The sequence below is a fragment of the Streptomyces sp. NPDC001027 genome, assembly GCF_040299045.1.
In the GTDB taxonomy this organism is placed as follows: Bacteria; Actinomycetota; Actinomycetes; order Streptomycetales; family Streptomycetaceae; genus Streptomyces.
Genome location: NZ_JBEPBI010000009.1, coordinates 22,008 through 48,316, shown reverse-complemented (window position 1 = coordinate 48,316; position 26,309 = coordinate 22,008). Strand labels below are relative to the sequence as shown.

The window sequence follows — 26,309 nt, the reverse complement described above, 5'->3', positions numbered from 1 at the left end:
CTCGCTCGGGGCGGTCCAGCGCAGCAGGTTGACAGCCGGTCGTCACCGGCTTCCCCCTGGTCGATCTCCTCCATCTGGGATTCGCACGGACTGATCAGTTCATCGGTGACCGCGACGAAAAGCTCGTCACGATTGGCTGAGGACTGGGTCACGAGCGCGAGGGAGCCGCCGAACGGAGAGCAAGGGTCTTACGCTCCGGGTTCGGCCGGATAACTGATGATGACGTACAGCTTGCGGACCGTCTCGTGAATCTCCCAATCCCCTGTCCAACCCTCCGGCATGACGATGGTGCTTCCTGGCCCAAGGTCGATGGGTTCTGCACCGCTCGGGTACAAGGTCATCCGTCCCGAAAGGATCTGACAGATCTCGCTGTAACCGTCGCGGGTCGCGGCGAATCGACCTGGACTGCATTCCCAGTAGCCGACTTCGGCGCCGCGGCCGTCCGTCCAGAGACCGAGCGCGGACTCGGTCTGTCCGGGGGTGACAGACGTTGGCTTCGGGGCAGGCTCTGGGAGCTCGGTCGCTTTCGCGTCGGCTATGGCGGTGGTTGGCGAACTGATGGTCACGGACGGTTCTCCTGACGTGAGGGCTCCGCGCTGGGTGCAAAGCACTGGTTTCGGGTTCGCTGCCATATGTGCGTTCGCGTCGGGAGGTCTGCGCTCAGCGTTCGGAGACCACGTCCGCGATCTTGGCGAGGGCGCTGTCGCGCGTCGTTTTTCCAAGTCACCGAGTCGACCTCACCCTTCGCGGCTCGGGCCCCGCGCGGCATGGGCCTGGAACATGAAGACTCCTCGGGCCACGTGCGAAGCGTTCATGGCGTCTCCCGCGGCTTGAGACACAGGTTGCGTATTAGGGAATATATATCGTCCAGTATGCCGCGACAATGTGTTCCGGTCGCTCTTGTGTAACCGCGCTGAGGAAAGGTCCCTGCCCGGACTCTCCTCCGCCTCGTCCGTCAGAGGATCAGCGTGATGCTCGCGATGGTCCGCGACGTCGCCCTCATGGACCCCGACCCCATCCGTCGTGCGGGGGAAGGGAAAACCGCTCCAGGGGATTTCGAGACGCACTCCCGAGCGGGGGATCGTCTCTGAAGCCCGTTGAGTGCCGCTTTGACGACCGGCTAAAGCCATTCGGGCCAGGGCTGCCTCATGCGCATCTCCCTCGATCGCCTCAGCAGCCGCAATACCGCACCCCTAAAAGTCTCGGTGGCAGGGGCAACAGCTCTCACCGCAGCGGGCGCTGTTCGCGTGAAGACGCCGGATCAAGAAGAGGGGACCGAACTCTTGCGGGAGGTCACTGGGCCCGTTCGCCGCCGATCCGGCCCTCGGTCATATAGGAGAAGTTCATGGCCGGCACCGAGACCTTGCTGCCGAAGTGTCACGTGATGACCACCGGGTGACCACCACCCGCCGAGCGTTTTGTCGGATGCCGGGAAACGATGGGAGACGTCACCGCGAGCGACCAGCCGCCGACTCGCCGCCGGCTTCACCATCGACCGCGGACCCTTCGTCGACCGGCTCCGCGCATACCTGGACGCCGAAGCGCAGGCCGGCACACTCGACTTCCGTTCGGCCGTCGGGCGACGCAGCAGACCTCCGCAGTGGCCGAACAGTTCCTCGGTATGATCTGCGGCCAGCTCCTGTGGCCCCAGCTCGTACGTCGGCGCCTTCGATGTCTCCCTGACCGGAGCCGATCTCGCGGGATCGACGAGATCCTGCCGCACTGCGGCTCAGGCCCCCGCTGCTCAGAGGGTCATGAACCCGTTCGGATTTGAGTCCGCCCCGATTCGATCCGCACTCCTGACGGAAGCCGTCGGGACCCTCCCCACAGCTCCGGGAGCCCCGCGCACCTGCCGCCGGGAGTCAACATGCGGGTCCGTCATCGCATGAAACCACCGACCAGGACGACGATGAGACAGGGTGTCGGCGAGGCCGAGGGGGTTGGGCGGGCGGCCAGGGCTGTGACTCGGCAAGAGGTATCTGCCCCCGGCCGGGTTGCTCTGCCGGGGGCTGTGCTGGAGTTGGTCGTCAGTGAGGTGGACGAGAGCAGTGGCGCATCGCCTGGACTGCTGCATCCACTCCGGCTTCCCCGACCCCGTGGACGGCGATCGCATCCGCGCCGCCTCCCGGTACAGGACCTGAGGGGCGGCCAGCCCGACCGGGCCGGCGTGGCCTCACATCTGCCACTATGACGTCAGTGGTGTATGCTACCAGTGTAATAAATCGCAGATGGGGGCACGTGCATGGCTTGGAAGATTGTCGTGGTCGAGCCGGCACTGTCCTGGCTTCACGGTCTGCGCCGTACTGACCGTGACACTTTGATTCAGGTCAGCCAGGCTGTCACTGCCCTTCAAGAAGAAGGTCCCGCGCTGGGCAGGCCTCTGGTGGACACGGTCAAGGGCTCGGTGCTCTCGAACCTCAAGGAGCTTCGACCCGGCTCGGCAGGGGCCACAGAGGTGAGATTGCTGTTCGTGTTCGACCCGGACCGGCAGGCCGTGATTCTGGTCGGCGGCGACAAGGCGGGCAACTGGTCCGGCTGGTATCGCGTCGCGGTGCCTCAGGCGGAGCAGGCGTACGCGGAGCATCTGAAGCGAATCGATGGAGAGGACGAGGCACGATGACTGATCACCTCAAGGACCCGCAGGCCGTCTCCTGGGGAGATCTGGCTGAGGACTTCGCTTTCACGGATGTCGAAAAGGATCAGATCCAGAAGGGGGCGCAGGCGATGGTCCTGGCCTCCCGTGTGCACCGCCTTGCCGAGTTGCGGAAGCGGCAGCACACCACACAGGTCCAGGTCGCCGAAGCCATGGGCGTCACCCAGGCCCGCGTCTCGCGCATCGAGAAGGGTCAACTGGAGCGCAGTGAGGTCGACACCCTCGCTGCCTACGTCAAGGCGCTCGGCGGTAAGTTGAAGATCGTCGCTGACTTCGGTGATGAGAGCTACGTCCTCGGCTGATCCGATCGAAACGCCGCGACCCAGGTCTGCCCGCAGTCCGGCGCAAACTCGCTGCTTGAAGTCGGGGATGATGCTCCCCCCGGCGAGGGGTGGAGCGTCACCTCGTTGGTGAGCCAATCCGTTGCGCGTGGGTTCGAGGCGCACTCCCGAGCTGCGGTGATCGTCTCGGAAGCTGGTTGGGCCTGTCCTTCCGGGACGCGTTCTGGACGCAGGTTGGACACACGGATCGGAAAAGACGGACAAGGGCCGGGAAGGACTGAGGCGCCAAACTTCGCCTGACCTGGTAAAACGGCGAAGATGAGCATGGATTGACAAGGGTCGCCAAGATCCTCAAAGGACTCATAATCCGTCGGCCGTGGGTTCGAGTCCCACCCGCCCCACTTTTGCAGGGCTCTGACCTGCGGAAACGTTCATTTTGTCCTGTCGGCTCGTCAACTTTGCCTGAACGGACTGAATCCGCTGCTCGCGGGTTCGGAGCGGGGCGAGGCTCTCGCTCCCTCGCTGAGGCGACATCGCGCTGACCTGTGGCAATGCTGACGAGCGGAGCTTGAGCCGACGAGCCGGCAACATCTCCTCGACCTCATTTTCATGATCGTGGGGACGTGTTGGGGACGCGGGGTTTCAATGGGGTCAGTCGGCCCCCGTCCGCAGGCTCTTCGTTCGGCGTCCGGAAGGCCTCTGGCCGGGACTGCCCACCGGATTCGACCACAGCTTCGAGGAGCCTGATCGCACTGGCACCAGGCCGTGAGGGGCTGGTGCGCGCGGACGGAAACTGCCCGAACTGAAACGGCCCAGGTGTTCCGATGAGTGGCTCGACCGCGGGGCCGCCGTCGCTCACGCTGTGATGCGGTCCCGCAGAGGCATGGCGCGCCGACGCCGGTGGCGAGGGTGCCCGGCAGGATCCGGAGCGCGGTTTCGGGGGCGAACGGTTGGAGGCGGGTGCCGAGGTAGCCGGGAGTTCTCGACTTCGGTGGTCGTGATCAGCGAGTCACCGACGAAGATCGCGCCGCCGAAGACGAGCAGCTTGAGCTCGGCGCGGGCTGTGTAGAGGGCAGCGGTGTATCCAGCGGGACCAGATCCTCGCGTATGCCGGTGTCCGTCACGGACGTCATGACTCCTGCTTCGCCTCGATCTCGCCGATCAGGGCCTCGATGCGGTCTTGATCTCGTCGCGGGACGGGCGGGCGGACGCGACGCCCTTCCGGCTCTTCGTTGTCGAACGGGACAACGGTGCGGCGCCGCAGTTCGTCCAAGCAGGGGCCGACGCCGGGCTCTGCCTGATTCCCATAGATGCGGGCGGTGTCGAAAGCGGAGAGGGCGTACGCGTACTGCTCCGCCGTGGTGAACGGCTCCATTCGGGGTGTGGCCTTGGAGACGCAGTCAGCCAGCTCGAGCGAGATCTCCCGCGCCCGCGCCAGCGCACTCGGCACGTCGGGAAAGGACTCGCGCGGTCGGCAAAGCATTGACGGCAAGGAACGCGCCCTTCGGACAGGGGCAGGGGCGGACTCGTCCTCACGGTACGCATCCGTCCCCATCCCGGATTACAGCCTGAAGTCAGACAGCGAACAGCAGGTATGTACCTCGACATGACCTTGGTCGGCGTTGCTGCCGAGGTCGAAGTCGTCCAGACTGTCGGCGCTTTCGTGTAGACCCGCAGAGGGAACCCCTGAGCTCACCGAGGCGGGCTGGCTGCCGACCGGCACCTGCCTGCCGGTCGCCGGGGAAGACCGCCGGGCAGCCCGCCCGACCTCCATTTGTTCGCCCACGTGTTCTGCCCCACCTCGGCGTCACCCTGCACGAGTGGCTCGCACGCTTCGCCTCCACCGGGGCGTAGGAGGCTGGTGTGTCTGGGCCATTAGCCCTGCTGGGGTTCGCCCAGCAAGAGTCCTGAGTCCCGGCGCCAAGCTTCGCCCTCGGGTGTCCAGGCGACGCGGGCGCCGAGTCGGATCCAGACACCGAACTCACCGAGGGACAGTTCGGAGGTCTCTTCGGCCCAGACAGTGTTCAGACAGAGTTGCATGCCGCAGTCCTTGGACTCCGCCAGGCCGCGCCAGCCACAGTCCCAGCTCACGTCCAGGCTCAGCGGCCCGAGCACGGAGACCATCCGGTCCAGTTCCTGCTCGGTAGCGTCGTCCTCGGCCTCGCTCTGGGTGGTGCCGAAGGGCGGGGTCGTGTCCAGGGAGAGCATCACACCCTCGGGCAGCGGCCAGAGGTCGGACAGGTCAGGGCTGAGCCGCAGGTTCGCCGTGAGCCAGGACTTCGGCTGCTCCGCATCGAACGCGATGGCATCACAACGCACGAGTTCGTCCAGGAAGGGGAAGACGACGACGGGATCCCGGTCCGCGACTATGCGGGCGGTGTCGAAGGAACGAAGAGCGTACGCGTACTGCTCGGCCGTGCTGATGGGTTCCAGCTGGGGCCAGGGGGCGGTGGACCAGTCGGCCAGATCACGCATGATCGCCCGCGCCCGCGCCAGCGCACTCGCGGCGTCGGGAAAGGATTCGAGCACTGGATAAAGCGTTGAGGCCAAGAAACGTGCCTTTCGGGGACAGGGACAGGGGCGGACCCGCCGTCACCGTACGCATCCGCCCGTGTCCCAGTGATCACAGCTTGAGGTCAGACAGCGGCACCGAACGGTTCAGTAGGTGTACCCATTCGGTGAATAGTAGGTATGTCCCTCGACGTGACCCTCGTCGGCGTCCTTGCCCAGGTCGAAGTCGCCGAGATTGGTGCCGCTTTCGTTGTAGACCCGCAGGTGGTACCCACGGATCGAACTGATGCCGCCCCTGCGGGCCTTCTGATAGCTGCGGACCCACTGTTTGATCTCCAGAGGATCGGCGAGGTCGGGGACCTGGATGAAGATCTCGTTGACGTCCGTGCCGCCCATCGCGTCCTGGCGCCAGCGCAGCTGCTTGACGGCCTTCTTCAGCTGATTCGTGAACGACGTCTTGCTGGCCTTCCCGATGGTCTTCCACTCGCCGTAGCCCACGATGTCACCCTGCTGGTCGAGGTATTCAAGGTCGGGGTTCTCTGATCCGCCCTCGTCGTTCTCGATCCTGTTCTCCTTGGGCATCACCCGGGCCCGGGTCCCCTCCGGAGCACCGTCCAGCGAGCGGTAGGCGTTGTCCAGGGTGAGCTGCTCAGTCCTCCCGCCGTGCTTGTGCTCGTCGACGAGGGACTGCGCATCCGCGTCCCGACTCGAATCCTCGGCGGACGAGCCGTCCGACCCACCCCCGTCGTCGTCGCCCCCGCCGCCATCACCGTTCTGGACGGCGAAGGCGATGTTGGGCGCGGCGACCGCACCGGCCACCGTGGCGCTGCCGGACACGGCGAGCGCGGAGCCCGCGAGGATCAGCGCCTCGCCCGGTCCGAGCGCCCCGATGCCCGTCGCCATGAGCGCGCCGCCCAGGCCGTCCGCGGCTCCGCCGAGCAGCAGTTGTCCCACGCCGAGTGCGGCCATGGGGGCGTTGGTCCGGTCGATGACCTGCTGGGCGGTGTCGGCGAAGCTGGAGACCGCGTTGGAGAGGGAGCTGAACCAGCTCTGGCCGGTCGGGTCGCTGCCGGTCACTGGATTGTTGGCGGCGTAGTCGTAGCCCGTCAGCTGCGAGGGGTCGGTGGCCTCCAGTTGCGGGTCGCGGCTGATGAAGCGGCCGGTCTGAGGGTCGTACTCGCGCAGACCGAGGTTGACCAGGCTGGTGGCGGTGTCGGTGGTGCCGCCGACGTAGCCCTTGTCGCCGAGCCAGGAGGCCGGGGCCGCGCCGCGAACGCCGCCGAAGGGCAGGTACTGACGCCGTGTCACCGCCTGGGTCTGGTAGTCGACGGAGAGGTAGTCGGTGCCCTGCCGGTTGGGGATCAAATACTGGATGTTCCCGCTGCTGGAGCGGACGGCCACGGTGGTGCCGTTGACGGAGTAGTAGCGGGTGCCCGTCACTGCCTTGGTGGAGGTGTTCTCCACCAGTTCCTCGTCGCCGAGGTAGAGCGTGGCCTGGGTCGGGTCGGTGCGCAGCACCAGGCCGCCGTCGAGGCCGTAGAGGTAGCTGGTGGTGCCGGCCGACGTGGTGTCGGTGTCCAGCCGGTTCTGGTGGTTCCAGGTCAGGGTCTGGTCACCCAGTGCTCCGCCCTGGATGGAGGTGGTGTTGCCGGAGGCGTCGTAGTGGTAGGACGCTGTGTTCGCGCTGGCCGCCGGGCCGGTGGCGGTGGTGCTGCCGAGCGTGTGGGGCTGGTCGGTCTTGGAACCGGCGGTCGGGTAGTGGTAAGTCGTGGTGGTGTCGTTGGCGCTGTTGCCGGGGGTGTCGTGGTCGGTCTGCGTCTGGCGCTGGCCGTCGGCGGCGTAGGTCCAGGTCTGCCAGTAGGGGTTGACGCCGCCGACGGTGGCGCTGCTGCCGGTGTCGGGCGTGGCGGCGCAGTTGTCGGTGGCGGTCCAGGCCGCGGTCAGGCGGGCCGCCCAGTCGTAGCCGTAGCACTGGGTGTCGACGACCGAGCCGCCGCTTTGGCTGTCGGTGGTCGAGGTGAGCAGCCCGGCGCCCTTGGAGACAGCCGAGTTGCCCCAGGTGTAGCCGGTGTCATCGACGACCGTGCCGCTGGTGGAGTCGGTGGTCTTGGCGTCGGTGGGCTGGCCGGTCTGCGGATCGTACTTCAGGGTCAGATCGACCCAGTTGGTGGTCGGGCCCATGGAGTACTGGAGCGGCTCGCCGTACTCGTCGTAGCCGATGGCGGAGACGTAGGTCCAGTCGGTGGTGCCCGTGCTGGCGAGACTGGTGGCCTGACCGTACTGGTCGTAGCCGTAGTTGACGGTTTCCACGGGCAGTCCGCCGCTTGCCGGGTCCTGCCGGCTCGACAGAGTTCCGGTGGTCTTGTACGTGTAGGACTCGGTGTAGCCGGCGGACGGCGCCAGCGGCGCCAGGTTGCTCGGCAGGTTGGCCAGCGTGGTCTTCGAGGCGGCGACCTCACCCATATTGGTGTAGGCGAGCACCGCGTTGGTGACCGAGGCGCTGCCGGTGCCGAGCTGGTAGGAGGTCGAAGAGGTGAGGTACCCCTTCTTCAGCGTGTCGTACGTCCAGGACGCGACCTGGTTGGCGGTGGACGGGGTGGCGTTGCCGGTGGTGTCGTAGGCCGCCGTCCTGCGGCCGTCCTTGTCGTAGCTGTAGCTGGCCTGGTCGCCCCGGGCGTCGGTTGTGGTCAGCAACTGGCCGGCGTTGTCGTAGGTCGCTGAGGAACCGCCGGAGTCGGGGTCGGTGGCCGCGACCTGGTCGCCCAGGAGATTGTAGTTCCAGGTCCAGGTGTTGCCGGCCGGGTCGATCTGGCTGGCCTGGTGGCCGTCCGGGTAGTACGTGTAGTGCGTGTCGGAGTAGTCCGAGGCAGCGTCGTGGACCGGGTCGGCCGCGGCGCCGGTGTGGTACTGGTACAGGTCGGTCTGGTGTCCCCGGGCGTCGGTGACCGTGGTCTCGGCCACGCCGCCCTTCGGGGGGATCGTGGTGGTGAAGTTGCCGCCGAAGTCGGTGGTGGTGTTCCAGGTGGCGCTGCCCAGCGCGTAGGCGGTGGCCACCGTCTTGCGTCCGGCGCCGTCGTAGGTGAAGCCCGTTTCCGACGGGATGTCACCGTCTTGGGCCTGTACCAGCGTTGCGCTGGGGGCACCGCCCGCATAGTAGGGGGCGGTGGTCTTGGCCACCCATCCGTTGGTGTCGTAGACGGTGTCGGTGACGTCCCGGCCGCCGTCGACGGTGGAGATCTGCGTCTCGCGGGGCCGGAGCAGCGCGTCCATCAGCAGTTCGCTGCTGCGGTAGCTGCCGTCGTCGTTCAGGGTCTGCGTGATGACGGAGCTCGGCTTGTCGGCGGCGAGCGTGTAGCCGTACTTGTTTGTGGCGGCGGTGATCCCGGGCCGGAACACGGCGGTGATCCGCCCCAGCGCGTCGTACTGCGCCTTGGTGACGTAACCGGCTGCGGTGGTCTGCGTCAGCATCAGCCCGCGCAGCGGGTCGTAGGTCTGGCTGAGCGTCTGCTGCAGCGGGTCGGTGGAGACGACAGCGGTGGGTGCGGCGCCGGTGGTCGGGGTGTAGGTAGTCGTGGTGGTTCGCTGGTCGGCGTCGGTGCTGGTCAGCGTTCGGCCGTAGACGTCCGTGGTGAGCGACGACATGGTCGAGTAGACCGGGGCGGAGCCGGTGTACGAGGTGACCTGCTGGGTGGAGGTCGGGTCGCCGACCGTGGGCGCGGCGCCCAGGGTGCTGGAGCCGTCGTAGAGGACCCGCTTGTCACTGACGGCGTCGGCCGGGAGCGACGGGCTGGCCGAGCAGTTGACGGACACCGTCTTCGTCTCGTCCACGAGGTCGAAGATCCAGGCGGAGGTGTTGTCCGCGTAGCTCGCCGTGGTGCACAGGTCGTCGCTCGCGGTGGAGACGTCTCCCTTGTCGTCGGCCTTGGTGACCCGGCCGTGGGAGTCGTGGGAGTAGTCGGTCTCGGTCTCCCGGGTGGTCCCGGACGCCAGCGGCGTGTAGACCTCGACCGAACTCTGACCGGTCAGGAACGCCTTCTGCGCGGGCAGCCCGCCGGACAGGGCGTGGACGGCGGTGGCACCGCTGCTCCAGGGCGCGGTGATCGTGTCGCTGACGACCTTTCCGCTGTTCAGGCCGTTGTAGAGGATCGCCTCGTAGGTCAGGCCCGCGTACTGGGCGGCGTCGGTCACCGGCGGGTCGCCGCGGGAGTCGGTGACGGTCGCCGAGCGTGTCCCGCCGCCGGACTGGGTGTCCCCGTCCATGCCGCGGAAGTAGGTGTAGTCGGTCTCGGTGGCCGGGTCGGGCGCGGTGCCCGTGGTGACCTTCATGCCGCCGTAGCCGCGCCACTGGTCCCAGGTGCGCTGGGCGGTGGGGGTCAGCGGGTTGTCGTCGTGGTGCCAGGCGGGAGCGCCCACCGGGATGTAGCGGGTGACGATGGCGTCGTTGACGCCGCCGCCGGTCGGATCCTGCTGGGTGACGGTGGTGACGATGTACTTGTTGAACCAGTCCAGCATGGGGCTGGTCTGCCCGGTGGGGGTCCAGTAGCCGGGGTAGCACAGGGAGGTGTTCTGGCCGGCGTCGCTCGGGGCGCCCCCGCCGCAGGCAGGGGCCGAGTAGCCGACGCTGATGACGCCGCCCGACTCGGTGGTGATGGTGTTGAGCCGGTAGCGGGTGATCGGCGGGTAGCCGTCGGTCAGGTTCACCCGGTTCGACAGCGGCGTACCGGAGAAGGTCACCCGGGGCATGGCGAGGGCCGACGTGGAGCCGCCGGCGGAGGTGTCCTGGCCGGTGCGGGTCACGGAGTTCAGCCACAGCGAGGGCGTGGTCGCGTCTCCGGTGGCGGGGAAGGAGTAGGTGAACGTCCAGGAGTCGACGTTCGTCTCGGTGGAGCCGATCAGCGCCTGGGTCTGAATGCCCGTCAGCTCGTTCTCGGTCCAGAACGTCGGGGAGTTGGACGAACAGGACGCGCCGCTGGCGCAGTTCAGGTCGAACGGCACATCCGGCCAGTGGGACGCGGTGGAACTGGTCAGCGTGGAGGTGGCGCACCCGGTGGCGGAGGTGTTGCAGCGGCCGTTGTAGGTGAAGGCGACCTGGGCGGCGGGGCTGGTGGAGTACACCGAGCCGTCGCGCTGGCCGTACTGGATCTTCGCGAGCACCGCGTCGCGCACATAGGAGGTGTCGGCGGTCTTGCCGAGGTTGCGCGCGTAGTAGGCGGTGGTGGGCGTGTAGAAGTAGGACATCACGTCGCCGTGGGTGTCCTTGACGTAGTCGAGCATCCAGCGGTAGCCCTGCTGGCACCAGGAGTTGGCCCAGGTGGCGTTGTAGCAGGGCTGGCCCGACGCGGTGGCGTAGACGGGCTCAGTCAGCACCGAGTCGGTGGTCGCGTTCCCCGACGTCCACCCCGGCAGTCTGTTCAGGCCGAACGTGTACTGGGTGCCGTTCGACGTGGTCACCCGGAAGTATTCGCCGCTCTGGGCGCCGTTGGTCGCGCCGGTCAGCCGTTCGACGCGCTCGTCGGAGTCGCCCTGGGCGCGGTAGGTCCCTGTGGTGTCGTCCTTGATCAGGGTGGTGGTGGTGCCGTTGAGCGAGAGGGTGAGCTGGTTGTCGGCGGACCAGCAGTTGTCCCAGGTCTTGGTGGTACCGGTGGGGTTGTCGTGGCAGGAGGCGTAGGAGCGCTCGATGTAGTTGCTCGGCAGAGAGAAGCCGTCGCCGACGACCGAGGCCTGGTTGTTGGTGGACGAGGTCATGCCGTCCACGCTCTGCGAGTCGTAGCCCAGGGAGAGGTTGGGCGTCAGCCCGCCGGGGACGCTTGGCCCGGTGATCGGGTAGGACCAGGTGAACGCGTCGGTGCTGCCGCCGGCCTGCCAGGAGCCGGAGGGCTTGAGCGAGGTGGCCGCGAAATCCCCGCCGCCTCCGCTCGGCGCGGCCGTGGCCGCCAGGACCACGCTGTCCGCAGCGAGGGCGAGCGGGGCCGAAAGGGTCTGCTCCGTCGTGTTGTTGGCAGCAGCCACGGGTGTCTGGGTGCGGCAGGAGGCGAGTCGCGGCGTGGTCAGGGCGCATGCGGGCAGCTGCACGAGGCGCAGACGCGAGCCCCAGTCGCCGCCGAACGCGGCGGTGAAGTCCCGGTAGTCCAGGCCGACTCGGACCTTGCCGCGGCTGCCGCCGGGCAGCCCGGACAGCTGGAGCAGCACTCCGTCGACTCCGGCCGACTGTCCGGTTCCCCGTGGCAGAACGCGCGCCGTGGCGTGGCCGAGTACGAGGCCGGAGGAGGGGGCGAGCCAGACCGGGAGGCTCCCCGCCCGGAGCCGGGCGCCGGAGGCCGCGGGGATCCGCGGGGCGGTGCGGCCCGCGGTCTTCGGGGCCGCTCCGTTCGTCGCGATGGCGGCGAAGGAGGCGGTGCCGCTGGGCCATGTCACCTTGGGTGAAGGCAAGTTGGCCAGGTGCCGGACGGGGCCGTAGTGGGAGCGTACGGCGGTCACCGGGACCGGCTTGACCTGGGTGAACCCGGGTTGTTGGCGACTGCGGGCCGGTTCGCCCGCACCGGTGGCGCCCACGATCACGGAGATCACCGCCGCCAGTGCGGTCAGTCCGCGTATCAGGCGGCCCTGGTGCGTCACGCGTCTGCCTGCACGGACGCGCGAACCTGTCGTCCTTGGCAAGGACTTGCTCCTTCGCATGGCGATGAAGTCGATCTTCAAGACGCAACGGAGGCTACGGGCCAGCTGAGTTGACACGCACGGGCGAACGAGAACCTCTTGCCTGATTCTTGACACGGACACGCACGGCTCTCACCTGCGCGGTTGATCTTTACGGGGTCCCGGACCACCACTTACTTTCGCTCCGGGTCGGACCTTCGATCGAGCTCGAGAGACAGGAATCCGATGCACACACCTCGCGCACGCGCGCGGAACGGCAGACCGAGAGCGATGGTGGCGGCCGCCGCCGTGCTGGTGGTCAGCGCCGCCGGACTGGCCTGGGCGCCGACGGCCGCGGCGCAGCCGGCTGCGAGTCTCCAGGTCACCGGCAGAAGCGCCCCGGTCGCCAAGTCCCCTGCAAAGTCCGGTAGTTCGCCGGTCCTGCCGAACGGCTTCGGACCCACCGCCGCCGACGCCGACGCCATGCGGGCCGCCGCCACGCAGGCGCACGCCACCGGCAAGCCGGTGCCGGTGTCCTCCCTGACCAGCCCGACCGTGCAGGTGGAGGCGGAGCCGGGCGGCGGATTCCGCTCGGTCTCCACCCCGCTGCCGGTGCGCACCCGGCAGAGCGGCCGCTGGGTGCCGGTGGACCTGACGCTCGTCCACCGGGCCGACGGCCGTTGGGCTCCGAAGGCCACCGCCTACGGCACCGTGGCCTTCTCCGACGGCGGCACCGCCCCCCTCGCGGTCACCCGCTCCGGCTCCACCTCGCTCACCCTCACCTGGCCCACCGCCCTGCCGGCCCCTCACGTCTCGGGCTCCACCGCGACCTACCCTGCCGTGCTTCCCGGCGTGGACCTGCAGGTCTCCGCCACGGCGGCAGGCGGCCCGAGCGAGACCCTCGTCGTCCACGACGCCGCGGCGGCACACAACCCCGCGCTGGCCTCGCTCCGCCTGGGTGCCCGGGTGGGCGGCGGACGCCTGGCCACCGCCGCCGACGGGGGCCTCGCCGTCACCGACGCGCGCGGATCGGTTCTGGCGGACGCGCCCACACCTCTGCAGTGGGACTCCAACCGGACCCTGCCCGCCGGCGGGCAGCCCCCGGGGGCCAAGGTGGCGGCAGACGCCTCCGACGCCGCGCACCCGGGTCTGGCCGCACACGTCGGCCGGGTCGGGGCCCACGTCGGCGCCGGTGCGCTGACGCTCGTCCCCGACCGGGCGATGCTCAGCCGCGCCTCGACCGTCTTCCCCGTCTTCGTCGACCCGTCGGTCAACTGGCACCCGGTCGACTACGCCAACCCGGCCTTCGACGAGGTCAAGCAGGGCTGCCCGGGCACCTCCTTCTACAACAAGACCGGCTCGTCGGCCGACAACGGCTACCTCGGCGTCGGCTACAACGGCTGGCCCGAAGGCTCCTGCAACACCGGCGACGAGCACGCCGTCTACCAGTGGACCCTGTCCAAGACCATCTTCGGCGCCGTCATCAACAGCGCCGAAGTCGACGCGACCGACGTCTACTCGGCCTCCTGCTCCACCACCGCGACGGTCAACCTGCACTGGTCCAAGGGCATCGGCTCCGGCACGGACTGGAGCAACCGCCCCGGCTACAACAGCTACTCGACCTCGGCGAGCTTCGGCCCGGCGTACAACCCCACCTACTGCCCGGGCAACGGCAGCACGACCAACGGCTTCAACGTGCTGAGCCCGATCAAGACCGCGGCCAGCGGCCATGCCGGCAGCTTCACCGCGACGCTGAGCGAGGACTCCATGGAGTCCAGCCGCAACGACCTCGGGTTCAAACGCTTCTCGCACAATCCGACGCTGCAGATCTTCTACGACAATCCGCCCAGCGCGCCCACCGCCGCCACCATGGCAGCCGTGTCCGGAGCCGCCGACGCGGCCTGCGACACCACCTCGCCCTACCCGTACATGGGCAAGACCATCGCCTCCACCCCGCCGGTGCTGCGCGCCAAGGTGAAGGACCCGAACGGCGACAAGCTTCAGGCCACCTTCCAGTACTGGGTCGACGGCACCACCACCAAGTACACGCTCAAGAGCGGCGACAACCTCTCCAGCAACACCTACGCCACGGCCTCGCTCCCGGCGTCCTTCGTATCCACGCTGACCGCCGGCAAGACCGTCGACTGGGACGTCACGGTCACCGACGGCATGGCGACCACCACCTACACCCAGTCACCCACCTGCCACTTCACCGCCCAGCCCACCGCTCCTGACGAGCCGACACTCGCCTCCGAGAGCAACCTCTTCCCGAACACGGACGTCACCGACGCCGCCGTCGGCGCGGCCGCCGGCACCTCGGGCAAGTTCGACATCAACGGCTCCGGCACCACCGCGACCAAGTTCGTCTACCACCTCGACGTGCCGCCGCCGACCAGCAACCCGCCGGCGAGCGAGACCGTGACCGCGAGCGGCAACAAGGCGACGGCCACCGTCGCCCCGCCCTCGCCCGGCCCGCACACCCTTTACGCCTACTCCGTGGACGGTGCCGGCGACGTCTCCGGCACCTCCGCCTACCCGTTCCTGGCCGCCGGGCACGCCAACACCACCTGTGCCAGCCTTGCCGCCTGCTTCAACAACGTGGGCATCAGCGCCGACAGCAACATGACCGCGGCCAACTTCGACGGCAACGGACACAGCTTCTCCGCCACCGACTGGACCAACGCCGGCTGGACCAGCGGCGGCAAGGTGACCGCCGACGGCGCCACCATGACCCTTCCCGCCTTCGGCTCCGGCCAGAAAGACAACCTGCTGGCGGCCAACCAGACCGTCGGCTACTCCGGCCAGGGCAGCGCGCTGGTCTTCCTGACCTCCTCCACCTACACCAACCTGGCCTCCCCCGGCGCCATCGCCGGTGACACCACCGCCCCCTACGTGCCGGCCGGCACCCGGGTCAGCGCAACCTACTGCTTCTCCGGCGAGAACGCCGACGCCTTCTGCCCGGCCAGCGGCCAGATCACCTTCACCGACGGCACCAGCGTCAGCTACACGCTGACCGTGCCCGACTGGTCCAACACCGACAGCTCCATCGCCGCCGCGGTCTTCCCGCACGCCAACGGCACCACCCAGAGCACGGCCAACCGCCAGCTCTACGCCTTCTCGGTGCCGGTCGACCCGACCCGCACCATCGCCTCGGTCACCCTGCCCGACCTGACCGGCGCGGCCGGACCGAGCGAGTCGACCCTGCACGTCTTCGCCCTGGGCACCCGCAACACCACCGCGGGCACCGCCGAGGCGAACGGGAGCTACGCCGCCGCTCCGGCCGGGCAGTCCTGGACCGGCGCCTGGTCCAGCGCCACCGAGGGCAGCTACGGGCTGCCGGGCGGCGGCACCTTCTCCAACCAGACCATCCGCCTGGCCCTGAAGCCTTCGGTATCCGGCGGCACCACCCGCGTCAAACTCGACAACGCGCTCGGCACCAGCAAGCTCTCCATCGGCCACGCCACCATCGCCCTCAGCTCCACCCCGAGCGTGATCGGCTCGGTCCCGGCCGGCACCCCGACGACACTCAAGTTCGGCGGAAGCCAGTCGGTCACCGTCCCCGTCGGCGGCATGGTCTACAGCGACCCGCTGGCGTTCACCGTCACCGCGAACCAATACCTGCTGGTCTCCTACCAACTCAGCAACGCCGTCCCCTACCTGGTGCAGCACTCCTACGCGGGCGGCTCCTACGAGTACATCACCGCCGGCGGCACCGGCGACCTGACCACGAGCACCAGCGCCACGCCGTTCACCACCAACGCCGCGGCCTACGGCAACTTCACCGACCTGGTCACCGACCTGGACGTGCAGTCGGCGAGCATGCCCACCGAGGCCGTGCTGGGCGACCACCTGGTCGATCCGTTCCAGCCTGGCACCACACTGCCCAACTCCAACGGGTACCGGGTGGCCGACGAGCTGACCGCCGCCGAGCCCTCGACGCCCACCCCCCAGGGCGTCATCGCCGAGGGCATCGAATCCAACCAGCTCATGACCGACAACCCGGAGACCTACAACGGCGGTGGCATCGGCGGGCCTTCGGTGCTCTCCCGCCTCGACCGCGACATCCTCGACCAGCCCGGCATCTCCACGGTCATCGTGGACGTCGGACTCGAAGACCTGCTGGCCGGGGCCACCAGCGACGACCTGGACGCCAACGGCTACACGGCGCTCGTGCAGCAGCTCCAGGGCTGGGGCATCAACGTGGTGCTCACCTCGCTGACGCCTTGCGAGGGCTTCACCGGCGACGGCGCCACGCCGAACGACCCCTGCACCAGCACCACGGACAGCAACCGGACGGACGTCAATGCCTTCCTCGGGGGCATGAACCTGGGCAACCCCTGGGCCACCCCGGCCGTCTACTTCGCCGACCTGGACGCGGCCGTCGCCGTGACGGACGCGACCACCGGCGAGGAAAAGCTGGCGGCGGCAGCCGACAGCGGCGACCACGTCAACCTGTCCAACCCCGCCTTCGGCGCGCTCACCACGGCCCTGCTCTCCCCCGTCGACACCTGGAACCTGGACGACGGCGACGGCATGCCGGTGGCCACCGACACCGCCGCGACCGACACCCTCAACACCCTCAACGCGGCAGGCGCCAACCCGAACCTCGGCAACAACCCGCTCACCCTGACCGGCGGCACGACCTGGGCCACCGACGCCACCCGGGGCACCGTCCTCTCCCTCGACGGCAGCAGCGGCTACGCCGCGAGCAGCGCCCAGGTGCTCGACACCACTGCCGGCTACTCGGTCTCCGCCTGGGTCAAGCCCATTTCGCTGCCGAGCAGCAACGCGACCGTCGCAGGACAGGACGGCAACCAGGCCAGCCCCTTCTACCTCCAGTACAACCACGCCCTCAAGGGCAGCCCCGGCTGGGCCCTCACCTTCACCAACGCCGACACGACCAGCCCTTCCTTCACCAACGCCTACGCCTCCGGGGCCACCGCGAACACCTGGACCCACCTTGTCGGCGTCTACAACGCGTCCACCAAGACGGCCCAGCTATACGTCAATGGCACCCTCACCGGGACCGCGGCCAACGTGACGTCGTGGGGCGCCACGGGCGCGTTCTCCGTCGGGCGCTCGAAGTACAACGGGGCCAACAGCGACTTCTTCCCCGGCTCCATCAGCGACGTCCAGGCGTGGAACTACGCGCTGACCGCCAACCAGGTCACCGCCCTTCACCAGCAGATCCCGTGACGACAAGGGAAAACAGGAAACCGATGTCCTTCATCACCGGCTCAGGACGGCACGCCAGACCCCGGCCCCCACGCCTGCGCACCGCGATGGCCTCCTCGGCCCTCGCCGCCACCGCCGTGGGCGGCGTCCTCGCCGCCGCCCCGGCGCAGGCCGCCACGACGACCGCGGTCGCCGCCACCACGACGACGTACACCGTGAAGGCGGGCGACACCCTCTCGGGCATCGCGCAAACCCACCACGTGCCCGGCGGCTGGCAGGCGATCGCCCGCGCCAACCACCTGACCAGCCCGTACGTCATCCACCCGGGCGAGCGACTGGTTCTCCCCGCCGTCGCGGGCGCACCGACGACATCACCCTTCCCCGTGCCGGTCACGGCGGGCAGGGCGACCCAGATCATCACCGTCCAGGCCCATGGCTCCTACGCCACCGTCATCGCGTGGCAGAAGAGCGGAACCACCTGGCACCAGGTCTACTCCACGACCAAGGCCCGGGTCGGGGCGAACGGAGTGACTGACGGGGCCACACGCAAGCAGGGTACGGACACCACGCCGACCGGCGCCTTCACCATCACCCAGGGATTCGGTGTCGGGGCGAATCCCGGGACGCAGATGCCCTACCAGCAGGTGGCACAGGACGACTGGTGGGTCGAGGACCCCTCCTCGACCTACTACAACCAGATGCGCACTTCGGAACAGGGCGGCTTCCCGCTCACCGAAGCGGGGGAGCACGGCAGCGAAGACCTCGTCAATTACCCCACCCAGTACCACAACGCCCTCGTCATCAACTTCAACACCGCCCCGGCGGTCCCCGGACGCGGCGCCGGAATCTTCCTCCACGACCTGGGACCACAAGCCGGACCCACGGCAGGATGCGTCGCCCTGCCCGCTTCGGTGATGACCGAGATCATCCGCTGGATCAACCCGGCCCAGCACCCGGTGATCGCCATTCATTAACGAGCGCAGCGTCAGTTGGCGGTGGTCCCGAGCCTTGGTCGGTTCGCCGAACCGTGGGCCGTCATGACCGCCAACTGGTGCTGCGATCGCCAACCCCTGCCGTGGCATGTCAAGGGAGCGCCGCTTGGTCGCCGTCCAGCCGGTCCTGCCGCAACGGTCACACAGGCTCCGGCCCGATGCAGAGGGCCGGAGCCTCTGCGCGGGGGAATGAGAATCCGCCGCGGGCGAGTTCGAAGGCCGTCCTTGAGCTGGCGCGATCGTCCTCCATGCCTTCGGCACGATCCTGTCGGGTCGTCAACTTTGCCTAAATGGACTGAATCCGCTGCCCACGACTTCGGGGCGTGGTGAGGCTCGGGCTCTCTTGCAGAGCAGAATGTCGCCCTGACCTGTGGAAATGCTAACGAGCGGAGCTTGAGTCGACGAGTCGGCACCATCTCCTCGACCTCACTTTCATGATTGTGGGGACGCGGGACGCGGGGTTTCCATGAGGTCCGCCGGCCACCGTCCGAAGGCCCGCTGTTTGCCGTCCGAGATGGCTCCGGGCGGGACTGCTGACCGGGTTCGACCGCATCTTCGAGGAGCCGGATCGCGTCGGCACCAGGCCGTGGGGGCTGGTGTGCGTGGACGGAAACTGCCCGAACTGAAACGGCCCAGGCGTTTCGGTGAGCCACTCGACCGCGGGGCCGCCGTCACTCCCGCTGTGATGGCGCGGTTTCGGCTGGGAACGGTTGGAGGCGGGCGCAGAGGTAGCCGCCCGCCAGGACTCCGAGGCCACGGATCAGGCCCAGCGGCCTGTGTTGAGCACGTCGTTCGACTGGACCTCGCCCGCGGGCGACACGACCAGCTTCGCCTACGAGGTCAACGCCAACCGCGCGGAGGGCCATCTGGGGACGGTGACCGTGCGCGCCGTCCCGCACTGGAACGGAACGGCCACCGTCGTGGACGAGTTCGACGGCCGGGGCCTGCACCGCGCCTCCACCACCGACCCGCACGTGGACGGCAAGAACGCGGCCCTCTCACAGACCGTCGTCACCGACGGAAAACTCGCCATCGCCGGGCTCAACTCGGTACTGCGCGTCAACGACAAGGCCGTGCCGACCAAGTCGATGGACGTACCCGACGGCAGCGCCGCACAGAGCGCCGTGTTCCCGGTCCGCGCCGGTCAGGCGTACCGGATCACCAAGTACGTGGGCATCGCTTCCAGCGTCGACACCGACCGACCGCTCAAGGCCGCGACCCCGCAGCAGGCCGCAGCGAGCACCGCGGCCCGCGCCGTCAAGACCGGCTACCAGCAGCTGCTCGCCCGCAACGACAAGGAATGGTCACGGCTGTGGCAGTCGAGCATCTCGATCCCCGGTGACACCGCCATGACCGCCCAGATCCACGCGTCCATGTTCTACCTGCTCGCCAGCATGCGACCCGGTGTCACCTGGAGCACCAGCCCGGGAGGTCTGTCCTCGGACGGCTACAGCGGTCACGTGTTCTGGGACATGGAGACCTGGATGTACCCGGCGCTGCTCGCCCAGTACCCCGACATCGCCAACGGGGCGAACACCTACCGGCAGAAGCTGCTGTCCGCGGCCGAGGCGAACGCCGCCAAACTGTCCACTCCCAGCCAGCCGATCAAGGGCGCCAAGTTCGCCTGGGAGAGCGCGCTGACCGGCAAGGAGACCGCCCCCGACCCCTGGGGCACGTACGAGATCCACATCAACTCCGACATCGCCCTTGCGCAGTGGCAGTACTACCAGGCGAGCGGCGACAAGGCGTGGCTGCGGGACAAGGCATGGCCGGTGCTGAAGGGCATCGCCGACTACTGGGCCACCCGCGCCGTACCCGACTCCTCCGGCGGCTACGACATCAACGACGCCATGGGGCCGGACGAGTACAACTACCCGGTCGACAACAGCGCGACCACCAAAGCCGGAGCGCAGGAGTCACTGCGCATCGCGATCCGCGCCGCCCAACTCGTGGGCCGGACCGCCGACCCGGCGTGGAAGAAGGTCGCCGACGGCCTGAAGATCCCGGTCGACACCAAGAACAACATCCACCCCGAGTTCGACGGCTACGACGGGCGGACCGTCAAGCAGGCCGACGTCACCCTGCTGCAGTACCCCTGGGCTGTGCCGATGTCGCCCAGCCTGGCCCAGAACGACCTCGACCACTACAAGGAGCGCACCGATCCGGGCGGCCCGTCCATGACGGACGCCATCGCCGCCATCAACGGCGCGGCCCTCGGATCGCCGGGCTGCCAGGTCTACGACTACCTCCGCAACAGCGCGGAGCCGTACCAAGCCGCACCGTTCAACCAGTGGTACGAGACCCGCAACGGCGGTGCGTTCAACTTCACCACCGGCCAGGGCGGCTACCTGCAGGAGTTCCTGTACGGGTTCACGGGCATGCGCTGGGGAACCGACGCGATCACCATCGACCCGTTCCTGCCGCCGCAGCTGCCGGGGGTGAACATCACCGGGGTGAAGTGGCACGGACGCACCTTCGACGTGACGCTCGGCCAGCAGACCACCAAGTTGACCCTGCGCTCCGGCACGTCACTCCCGGTGCGCGTCGGCAGCGGTGACGTGCGCGAGGTCAGGTCCGGCACACTGCTGAACGTGCCCACCAGGCATCCGGCGGGCGACGCCACGCAATGCGATTCGTGAACATGGCGAGCGCGCATCCAACCGACGGGCAGTCGCCGTAGCCGCCGGCCCGGTCTGTACGTCAGGGCAGCGCGGGCCGACCAGAACCGTCCCCCTCGGCCGGTAGCATCCCCGCTCTCCGGCCGTCGGGGATGCTGAGGGCCCGGTGTCCGACCACGGCGTCCGCGCCGCGAGTGACCTGCTACGGGGTCCCGTTCATCGCCGACACCTCGGTGATCTACTACCGCAGCGACATCACGGCGAAGGCCAACGTCGTGGTGTTCGCCACGATGACGTCTGTGGCGTAGGGGTTCCGGGCTGTCCTGCTGCCGGAGCGCCGTTGACTACAGCGGCTGAGGGGCGAGTGCGCGGGCCGGGTGGCGGGGCCCGAGGAAGACGACGATGCCCTTGCCGTCGGGGGAGGGGTGGGTGGCCTGAGTCCAGCCCTGGCGGCGGTAGAAGGACATGGCCCGGGTCGACCGGACGGAGGTCAGCAGCCACGAGCGGTCGTCTGGGGCGTCCGCCGTGACCGCCTCCAGCAGGTCACCGGCCAGCCCCGTGCCGTGGGCGGCGGGACGGACCGCGAGTTCGTCGATCTCGCGGGCCCCGACCAGCCAGTCCATGGTGTGGTCGGGGCCGAGGCCGGCCGCGGCCTGGGGGTAGCAGCGGTCGGTGGGGAAGGGGGCGCAGGTCGTCCAGGCCGTGGCGAAGCCGACGACGTCCGAACCCGCGAAGGCGAGTGCGGCGGTGAAGCCGGGGCGGCGGACGTCGTTCGCCAGTCGGCCCACGAATCCGGTCGCCTTCTCCTCGTCCTCGTTCCACGGCGGTGCACAGAACGCCTCGACGTAGACGGAGCGCAAGTCGTCGGAGTACGCGCGCAGTTCGGGGCCCCTGAAGATACGGATGGCGCTCATCAGGCAGCGACCGCCTCTGCCGAGACCGGGTGCAAGGACGCGCGCTCCAGCGGTGCCGACGGGTCGATCGACACGTCCAGCGGTGCGGGTTCGGCGTCGGCGCGTACGAGGAGGTCGCCGACGGCGGCGATCATCGCGCCGTTGTCCGTGCACAGCTTCAGCGGCGGCACGCGCAGTTCGATGCCGGCGGCCCGGCATCGTTCCTCGGCCAGGGACCGGACCCGGGAGTTCGCGGCGACCCCGCCGACCACGACCAGCGTTCCCACGCCGTACTCCTTGCAGGCCGCCACCGCCTTGCGGGTCAGCACGTCGGCGACCGCCTCCTGGAGCGAGGCCGCACCGTCGGCCACCGGCAGTTCCCGGCCGTCGCCCGCGTGCCCCTCGGCCCACCGGGCGGCGGCCGTCTTCAACCCCGAGAAGGAGAAGTCGTACGACCCCGGCAGCGGACGGGGGAAGGGGACAGCGCGCGGATCCCCCACGCGCGCTGCCCGGTCGATGGCAGGGCCGCCCGGATACGGCAGCCCGAAGACCCGTGCGACCTTGTCGAAGCACTCTCCGGCGGCGTCGTCGAGGGTGTCGCCCAGGTGGACGATCGGATCGCGGGCCAGGTCGCGGACGAGGAGGAGCGAGGTGTGCCCGCCGGAGACGATCAGCACCATGCAGGGGTCGGGCAGCGGGCCGTGTTCGAGCGTGTCGGCGGCGACATGCCCGGCGAGATGGTGGACGCCGTACAGCGGCACTCCCAGGGCGTAGGCGATCCCCTTGGCCCCGGCCAGGCCCACCTGCAGCGCGCCGGACAGGCCCGGCCCGGTGGTGACGGCGACCGCCCCGATGTCGGACAGCCGCAGACCGGCCCCCTCCAGCGCCTCCCCGATCACCGGGCGCAGCGCGTGCAGGTGTGCCCGGGAGGCGATCTCGGGCACCACCCCGCCGAAACGCGCGTGCTCGTCCATGCTCGACGCCACCGCATGGCCCAGCAGTCGCCCGTCCCGTACCAGCCCCGCACCGGTCTCGTCGCACGACGACTCGATGCCGAGCACGATCGGAGAACCCATCGCCCACCCTTCCCGCCCTGCATAAGTTATTGCAAGCAGTGTGCAATAAGGCGGCCGGGATGTGAACCCGAGCAGAGAGGCGCAGGCCGCCGGCTCGAAGCGTGCGGCCGGGATGTCCGTGATCGTGGCGCGCGGGCCGCGGACGCTCGACGGGGTGCGGGCGGCGTCCGAGCCCAGGGGGTCGTCGACCGGATCGGCGAGCGACCCCACCTGCCCACTTTTGAAGATGCCGACCGAATGCTGACCCGAGTTTTGCTGCGTATGGATATTACCTGCAAACTTATTGCAGCAAGCTGGAGGGTGTGGCTGAAAACAATCAATCGAGATGGCATCGCATCCGCACGTCGATGACCCGCAAGGAGTGGGCGAGCCTCGGCGGGATGGCCGCGTTCATCCTCGCGCTGCACGTCGTCGGGTGGTTCATCCTCGTGGTGGTCGTCGCGCCCGAGCACTACAGCCTGGGCGCCAAGACCTTCGGCATCGGCATCGGCGTCACCGCCTACACGCTCGGCATGCGGCACGCCTTCGACGCCGACCACATCGCGGCGATCGACAACACCACCCGAAAACTGATGAACGAGGGGCAGCGCCCGCTGTCGGTCGGCTTCTGGTTCTCCCTCGGCCACTCCACCATCGTCTTCGCGCTCGCCTTCCTGCTCTCCCTGGGCGTCAAGACGCTGGCGGGCCCGGTCGAGAACGACGACTCCACGCTGCACAGCATCACCGGCTGGATCGGCACCACCGTCTCCGGGACGTTCCTCTGCGTCATCGCGATCGTCAACCTGGTGATCATGGCCGGGATCTGGAAGGTCTTCCGCGAGATGCGCTCGGGCCGCTTCGACGAGGCCGCCCTGGAGGAGCAGCTCAACAAGCGGGGCTTCATGAACCGCCTCCTCGGCCGGCTGATGAAGTCGATCACCAAGCCCTGGCAGATGTACCCGCTGGGCGTCCTCTTCGGCCTCGGCTTCGACACGGCCACGGAGATCGCGCTCCTCGTCCTGGCCGGTTCGGGCGCGGCCTCCGGCCTGCCCTGGTACGCGATCCTGTGCCTGCCGATCCTGTTCGCCGCGGGCATGTCGCTGCTCGACACCATCGACGGCTCGTTCATGAACTTCGCCTACGGCTGGGCGTTCTCGAAGCCGGTCCGCAAGGTTTACTACAACCTGACCATCACCGGCCTGTCGGTGGCCGTCGCGCTCATCATCGGCACGGTCGAGCTGTTGGGGTTGGTCGCCGAGAAGGCGGGTCTGCACGGCGCCTTCTGGGACTGGGTGTCCGGCCTCGACCTCAACATCATCGGCTACGTCATCGTCGTCCTGTTCTTCGCCACCTGGGCCGTCGCCCTGCTGGTGTGGAAGGTCGGCCGGATCGAGGAGAAGTGGACGGCGGGCCTGGCCCGGCCGGCCTCCGCCGACCAGGGCGCCGTCGAATAGAACCGGCTGCGGGCCGCGTCCCGGACCCGGCCGACCGGGACCTCGAGGCCACTATTGCAACATGTTCGCAATAACCTATACATTGCAATAGTGCGGGGCGCCGTAAGCCTGACAGCGTCCGTTCCATGGGCGGCGCCCCGCACTCGCTCGCCTCTCATTCACCGCAGTCGGCGCACCGGCCGTAGACGAGCAGTGATCCCGAGGCGTCGGGCCGCAGCCCTGTCAACTCCTCGATCCTCCCCACGGCTTCGGTCAGGTGAGCACTCGCCAGGGCCGCGACGTGCCCGCACCGCTGGCACACCGCGTGGTGATGGGGTGCGCCGGTGATGCCGTAGCGCGTCGCGCGGGGTCCGCGCGCCGCGTGGGTCAGGCCGTTCGCCGTCAGGACCTCCAGCGTGCGGTAGACCGTCGTGGGGTGGACGTGGCCGCCGGCCCGGGTGAGTCGATCGCATGCTTCCGCGATGGAGAGGTGGAGCTCGGACGTGGACAGCAGGGACAGGACGTGCAGTCGGCCCGGGGTGCAGCGCAGTCCGTGCCGACGCAGGAGTGCGCGCGCGTCCGGCTGTGCCGTCTGGTCGTGGTGCGCCAACTGTGGTTTCCCGCTCACGGTGTTGCCTCTCCCCTGAGTCCTGCAGGCTGTTGCGAACGTATTGCAACAGGAGAAGGTTCCCGGACGGCCGAGTTCGCGCCCCGTCGCGACACGTCCGAAGTCCTAGGTCCAATGCCTGATCGGCAAGATGTCGCTCTTGCTGTTAGCGTTCAGCTGCATACCACTCGCAATAACGTCGGAGGACGTTGGACATGGCGGTTTACACGCTCCCGGAGCTTCCGTACGACTACGCGGCGCTCGAACCGGTCATCAACCCGCAGATCGTCGAACTGCACCACGACAAGCACCACGCGGCGTACGTCAAGGGCGCGAACGACACCCTGGAGCAGCTGGCGGAGGCCCGGGACAAGGAGCAGTGGGGCTCGATCAACGGCCTGGAGAAGAACCTGGCCTTCCACCTCTCCGGCCACATCCTGCACAGCATCTACTGGCACAACATGACCGGTGACGGCGGCGGTGAGCCCCTCGCGGCGGACGGCGTCGGCGACCTGGCCGACGCGATCACCGAGTCCTTCGGCTCGTTCGCCGGCTTCAAGGCACAGCTGACCAAGGCGTCCGCGACGACGCAGGGTTCCGGTTGGGGCGTCCTCGCCTACGAGCCGCTCAGCGGCCGGCTGATCGTCGAGCAGGTCTACGACCACCAGGGCAACGTCGGCCAGGGCTCGACGCCGATCCTGGTCTTCGACGCCTGGGAGCACGCCTTCTACCTCCAGTACAAGAACCAGAAGGTCGACTTCATCGACGCGATGTGGGCGGTCGTCAACTGGCAGGACGTGGCCCGGCGTTACGCCGCCGCCAAGGAGCGCGGCGACAGCCTGCTGCTCGCGCCCTGAAGACAGGCGACGCCGTGACGCCGTAGCCGCGTCCGCGTCGCAACAGACGTCCTGCTCGTGATCGTCTTCTCAACCTTCACTTGCAGGCGGCACAACAGAGGGCTCCCGCGAGGACATGACTCGCGGGAGCCCTTCTGCCGTGTGAGGACCCTGGTCGGCCGGCGTGCCCCAGTCGACCGTGCGGTCGCACCAGCGGTGCAGGAGTGCCCGGTCGTGGCCGACGGCGAGCAGGCCGGCGCCGGTGGTGCGGCGGTAGTCCTCGACCTCGCACGGTCCGGGTGGAGCGCCGTCGCGTGCCGTACGACCGCCAGACGGGCGGGGAAGGAACGGGAGGTGCCGGGGATTCCGGCGCGTCACATGTCACTGAACTTCACCCTTGGATCGAACAGACCGTAGAACAGGTCCGCGAGCAGGTTGCCGACCAGCACGGCGGCGGTGGCCAGGGCCGTCAGGGCGGCGAGCCCGGTCAGCACGACCGCCGTGATGGCGGCACCTCGTGTTCGGCGGGTCGTCATCAGTGCCTCACACCCTTGCTGCGCATGAACCGCCCTTGCGAATAACTTGCGACAAGGGCTACCCGGCGAGGTCCCGCAGCAGTCCA

The 26,309-nt window shown here is 68.7% G+C and carries 14 protein-coding genes and 3 pseudogenes; 7 read left to right on the top strand and 10 right to left on the bottom strand.

The genetic code is table 11. The features are described 5' to 3' along the window. Positions 1–188: 188 nt before the first annotated feature. Positions 189–566: a cupin domain-containing protein gene (locus ABT300_RS05135; protein WP_351672278.1), complete on the bottom strand. Its 378-nt coding sequence runs from the start codon at positions 564–566 to the stop codon at positions 189–191. A gap of 1,676 nt (positions 567–2,242) precedes the next feature. Between ABT300_RS05135 and ABT300_RS05130 the strand changes: the two genes are divergently transcribed. Both ABT300_RS05130 and ABT300_RS05125 read left to right on the top strand, forming a co-directional pair. After that, a complete protein-coding gene (locus ABT300_RS05130; RefSeq protein WP_351672276.1) occupies positions 2,243–2,620 on the top strand; it encodes a type II toxin-antitoxin system RelE/ParE family toxin in 378 nt (125 codons plus the stop codon). After that, positions 2,617–2,955, top strand: coding sequence for a helix-turn-helix domain-containing protein (locus ABT300_RS05125; RefSeq protein ID WP_055519065.1), 339 nt, complete (start codon positions 2,617–2,619; stop codon positions 2,953–2,955). The genes ABT300_RS05130 and ABT300_RS05125 overlap by 4 nt, the downstream gene beginning before the upstream one ends. Positions 2,956–3,912: 957 nt before the next feature. Here ABT300_RS05125 and ABT300_RS05120 read toward each other — a convergent pair. The 4 genes and pseudogenes from ABT300_RS05120 to ABT300_RS05105 all read right to left on the bottom strand — a co-directional run. Beyond that, a pseudogene (locus ABT300_RS05120) lies at positions 3,913–4,035 on the bottom strand (thioredoxin-disulfide reductase); the annotation flags it as partial. A 28-nt stretch (positions 4,036–4,063) separates the two neighbouring features. Beyond that, positions 4,064–4,384, bottom strand: coding sequence for a hypothetical protein (locus ABT300_RS05115; protein ID WP_351672273.1), 321 nt, complete (start codon positions 4,382–4,384; stop codon positions 4,064–4,066). Positions 4,385–4,809: 425 nt separating this feature from the next. After that, a complete protein-coding gene (locus ABT300_RS05110) occupies positions 4,810–5,463 on the bottom strand; it encodes a hypothetical protein (RefSeq protein WP_351672271.1) in 654 nt (217 codons plus the stop codon). 129 nt (positions 5,464–5,592) lie between these two features. After that, positions 5,593–12,060 carry an RHS repeat domain-containing protein gene (locus tag ABT300_RS05105; protein ID WP_351672269.1) on the bottom strand — a complete coding sequence of 2,156 codons (6,468 nt, stop codon included), beginning with the start codon at positions 12,058–12,060 and terminating at the stop codon, positions 5,593–5,595. 309 nt (positions 12,061–12,369) lie between these two features. Between ABT300_RS05105 and ABT300_RS05100 the strand changes: the two genes are divergently transcribed. From ABT300_RS05100 to ABT300_RS05090, 3 genes are all read left to right on the top strand, one after another. Next, the gene (locus tag ABT300_RS05100) at positions 12,370–17,274 is read left to right on the top strand and encodes a LamG-like jellyroll fold domain-containing protein (protein WP_351672267.1); all 4,905 of its coding nucleotides are present in this window, start codon (positions 12,370–12,372) and stop codon (positions 17,272–17,274) included. 23 nt (positions 17,275–17,297) lie between these two features. Further along, positions 17,298–18,227: a LysM peptidoglycan-binding domain-containing protein gene (locus tag ABT300_RS05095; protein ID WP_351672265.1), complete on the top strand. Its 930-nt coding sequence runs from the start codon at positions 17,298–17,300 to the stop codon at positions 18,225–18,227. 797 nt (positions 18,228–19,024) lie between these two features. After that, positions 19,025–20,884 (top strand): glycosyl hydrolase family 65 domain-containing protein, encoded by a 1,860-nt coding sequence (locus ABT300_RS05090; protein WP_351672263.1) that lies wholly within the window; start codon positions 19,025–19,027, stop codon positions 20,882–20,884. Between the two features lie 323 nt (positions 20,885–21,207). Here ABT300_RS05090 and ABT300_RS05085 read toward each other — a convergent pair whose 3' ends face one another. Together ABT300_RS05085 and tsaD are read right to left on the bottom strand one after the other, a co-directional pair. Next, complete coding sequence (locus ABT300_RS05085) at positions 21,208–21,777, bottom strand: GNAT family N-acetyltransferase (protein ID WP_351672261.1); 570 nt, start codon at positions 21,775–21,777, stop codon at positions 21,208–21,210. Next, complete coding sequence (gene tsaD / locus ABT300_RS05080) at positions 21,777–22,832, bottom strand: tRNA (adenosine(37)-N6)-threonylcarbamoyltransferase complex transferase subunit TsaD (protein ID WP_351672346.1); 1,056 nt, start codon at positions 22,830–22,832, stop codon at positions 21,777–21,779. The genes ABT300_RS05085 and tsaD overlap by 1 nt, the downstream gene beginning before the upstream one ends. Positions 22,833–23,104: 272 nt before the next feature. On the opposite strand from tsaD, the gene nicT reads away from it, so the two are divergent. Further along, complete coding sequence (gene nicT, locus ABT300_RS05075) at positions 23,105–24,265, top strand: Nickel transporter NicT (RefSeq protein ID WP_502977881.1); 1,161 nt, start codon at positions 23,105–23,107, stop codon at positions 24,263–24,265. A gap of 154 nt (positions 24,266–24,419) precedes the next feature. Here nicT and ABT300_RS05070 read toward each other — a convergent pair whose 3' ends face one another. Continuing rightward, entirely contained in the window at positions 24,420–24,872 is a 453-nt protein-coding gene (locus tag ABT300_RS05070) for a Fur family transcriptional regulator (protein WP_351672257.1), read from the bottom strand. Positions 24,873–25,066: 194 nt separating this feature from the next. On the opposite strand from ABT300_RS05070, the gene ABT300_RS05065 reads away from it, so the two are divergent. After that, positions 25,067–25,708: a superoxide dismutase gene (locus ABT300_RS05065; protein ID WP_351672255.1), complete on the top strand. Its 642-nt coding sequence runs from the start codon at positions 25,067–25,069 to the stop codon at positions 25,706–25,708. Between the two features lie 69 nt (positions 25,709–25,777). Here the strand turns inward: ABT300_RS05065 and ABT300_RS05060 are convergent. Together ABT300_RS05060 and ABT300_RS05055 are read right to left on the bottom strand one after the other, a co-directional pair. Further along, positions 25,778–25,972: pseudogene (locus ABT300_RS05060) on the bottom strand (ABC transporter ATP-binding protein); the annotation flags it as partial. An 89-nt stretch (positions 25,973–26,061) separates the two neighbouring features. Further along, positions 26,062–26,196, bottom strand: a pseudogene (locus ABT300_RS05055) (ABC transporter permease); the annotation flags it as partial. Positions 26,197–26,309: the final 113 nt, after the last annotated feature.

Excerpts from the sequence above, each read along its gene's own strand:
- ABT300_RS05085 (WP_351672261.1), bottom strand. The coding sequence starts at position 21,777 with ATGAGCGCCATCCGTATCTTCAGGGGCCCCGAACTGCGCGCGTACTCC.
- ABT300_RS05100 (WP_351672267.1), top strand. The coding sequence starts at position 12,370 with ATGGTGGCGGCCGCCGCCGTGCTGGTGGTCAGCGCCGCCGGACTGGCC.
- ABT300_RS05065 (WP_351672255.1), top strand. The coding sequence starts at position 25,067 with ATGGCGGTTTACACGCTCCCGGAGCTTCCGTACGACTACGCGGCGCTC.
- tsaD (WP_351672346.1), bottom strand. The coding sequence starts at position 22,832 with ATGGGTTCTCCGATCGTGCTCGGCATCGAGTCGTCGTGCGACGAGACC.
- ABT300_RS05125 (WP_055519065.1), top strand. The coding sequence starts at position 2,617 with ATGACTGATCACCTCAAGGACCCGCAGGCCGTCTCCTGGGGAGATCTG.
- ABT300_RS05095 (WP_351672265.1), top strand. The coding sequence starts at position 17,298 with ATGTCCTTCATCACCGGCTCAGGACGGCACGCCAGACCCCGGCCCCCA.
- ABT300_RS05130 (WP_351672276.1), top strand. The coding sequence starts at position 2,243 with ATGGCTTGGAAGATTGTCGTGGTCGAGCCGGCACTGTCCTGGCTTCAC.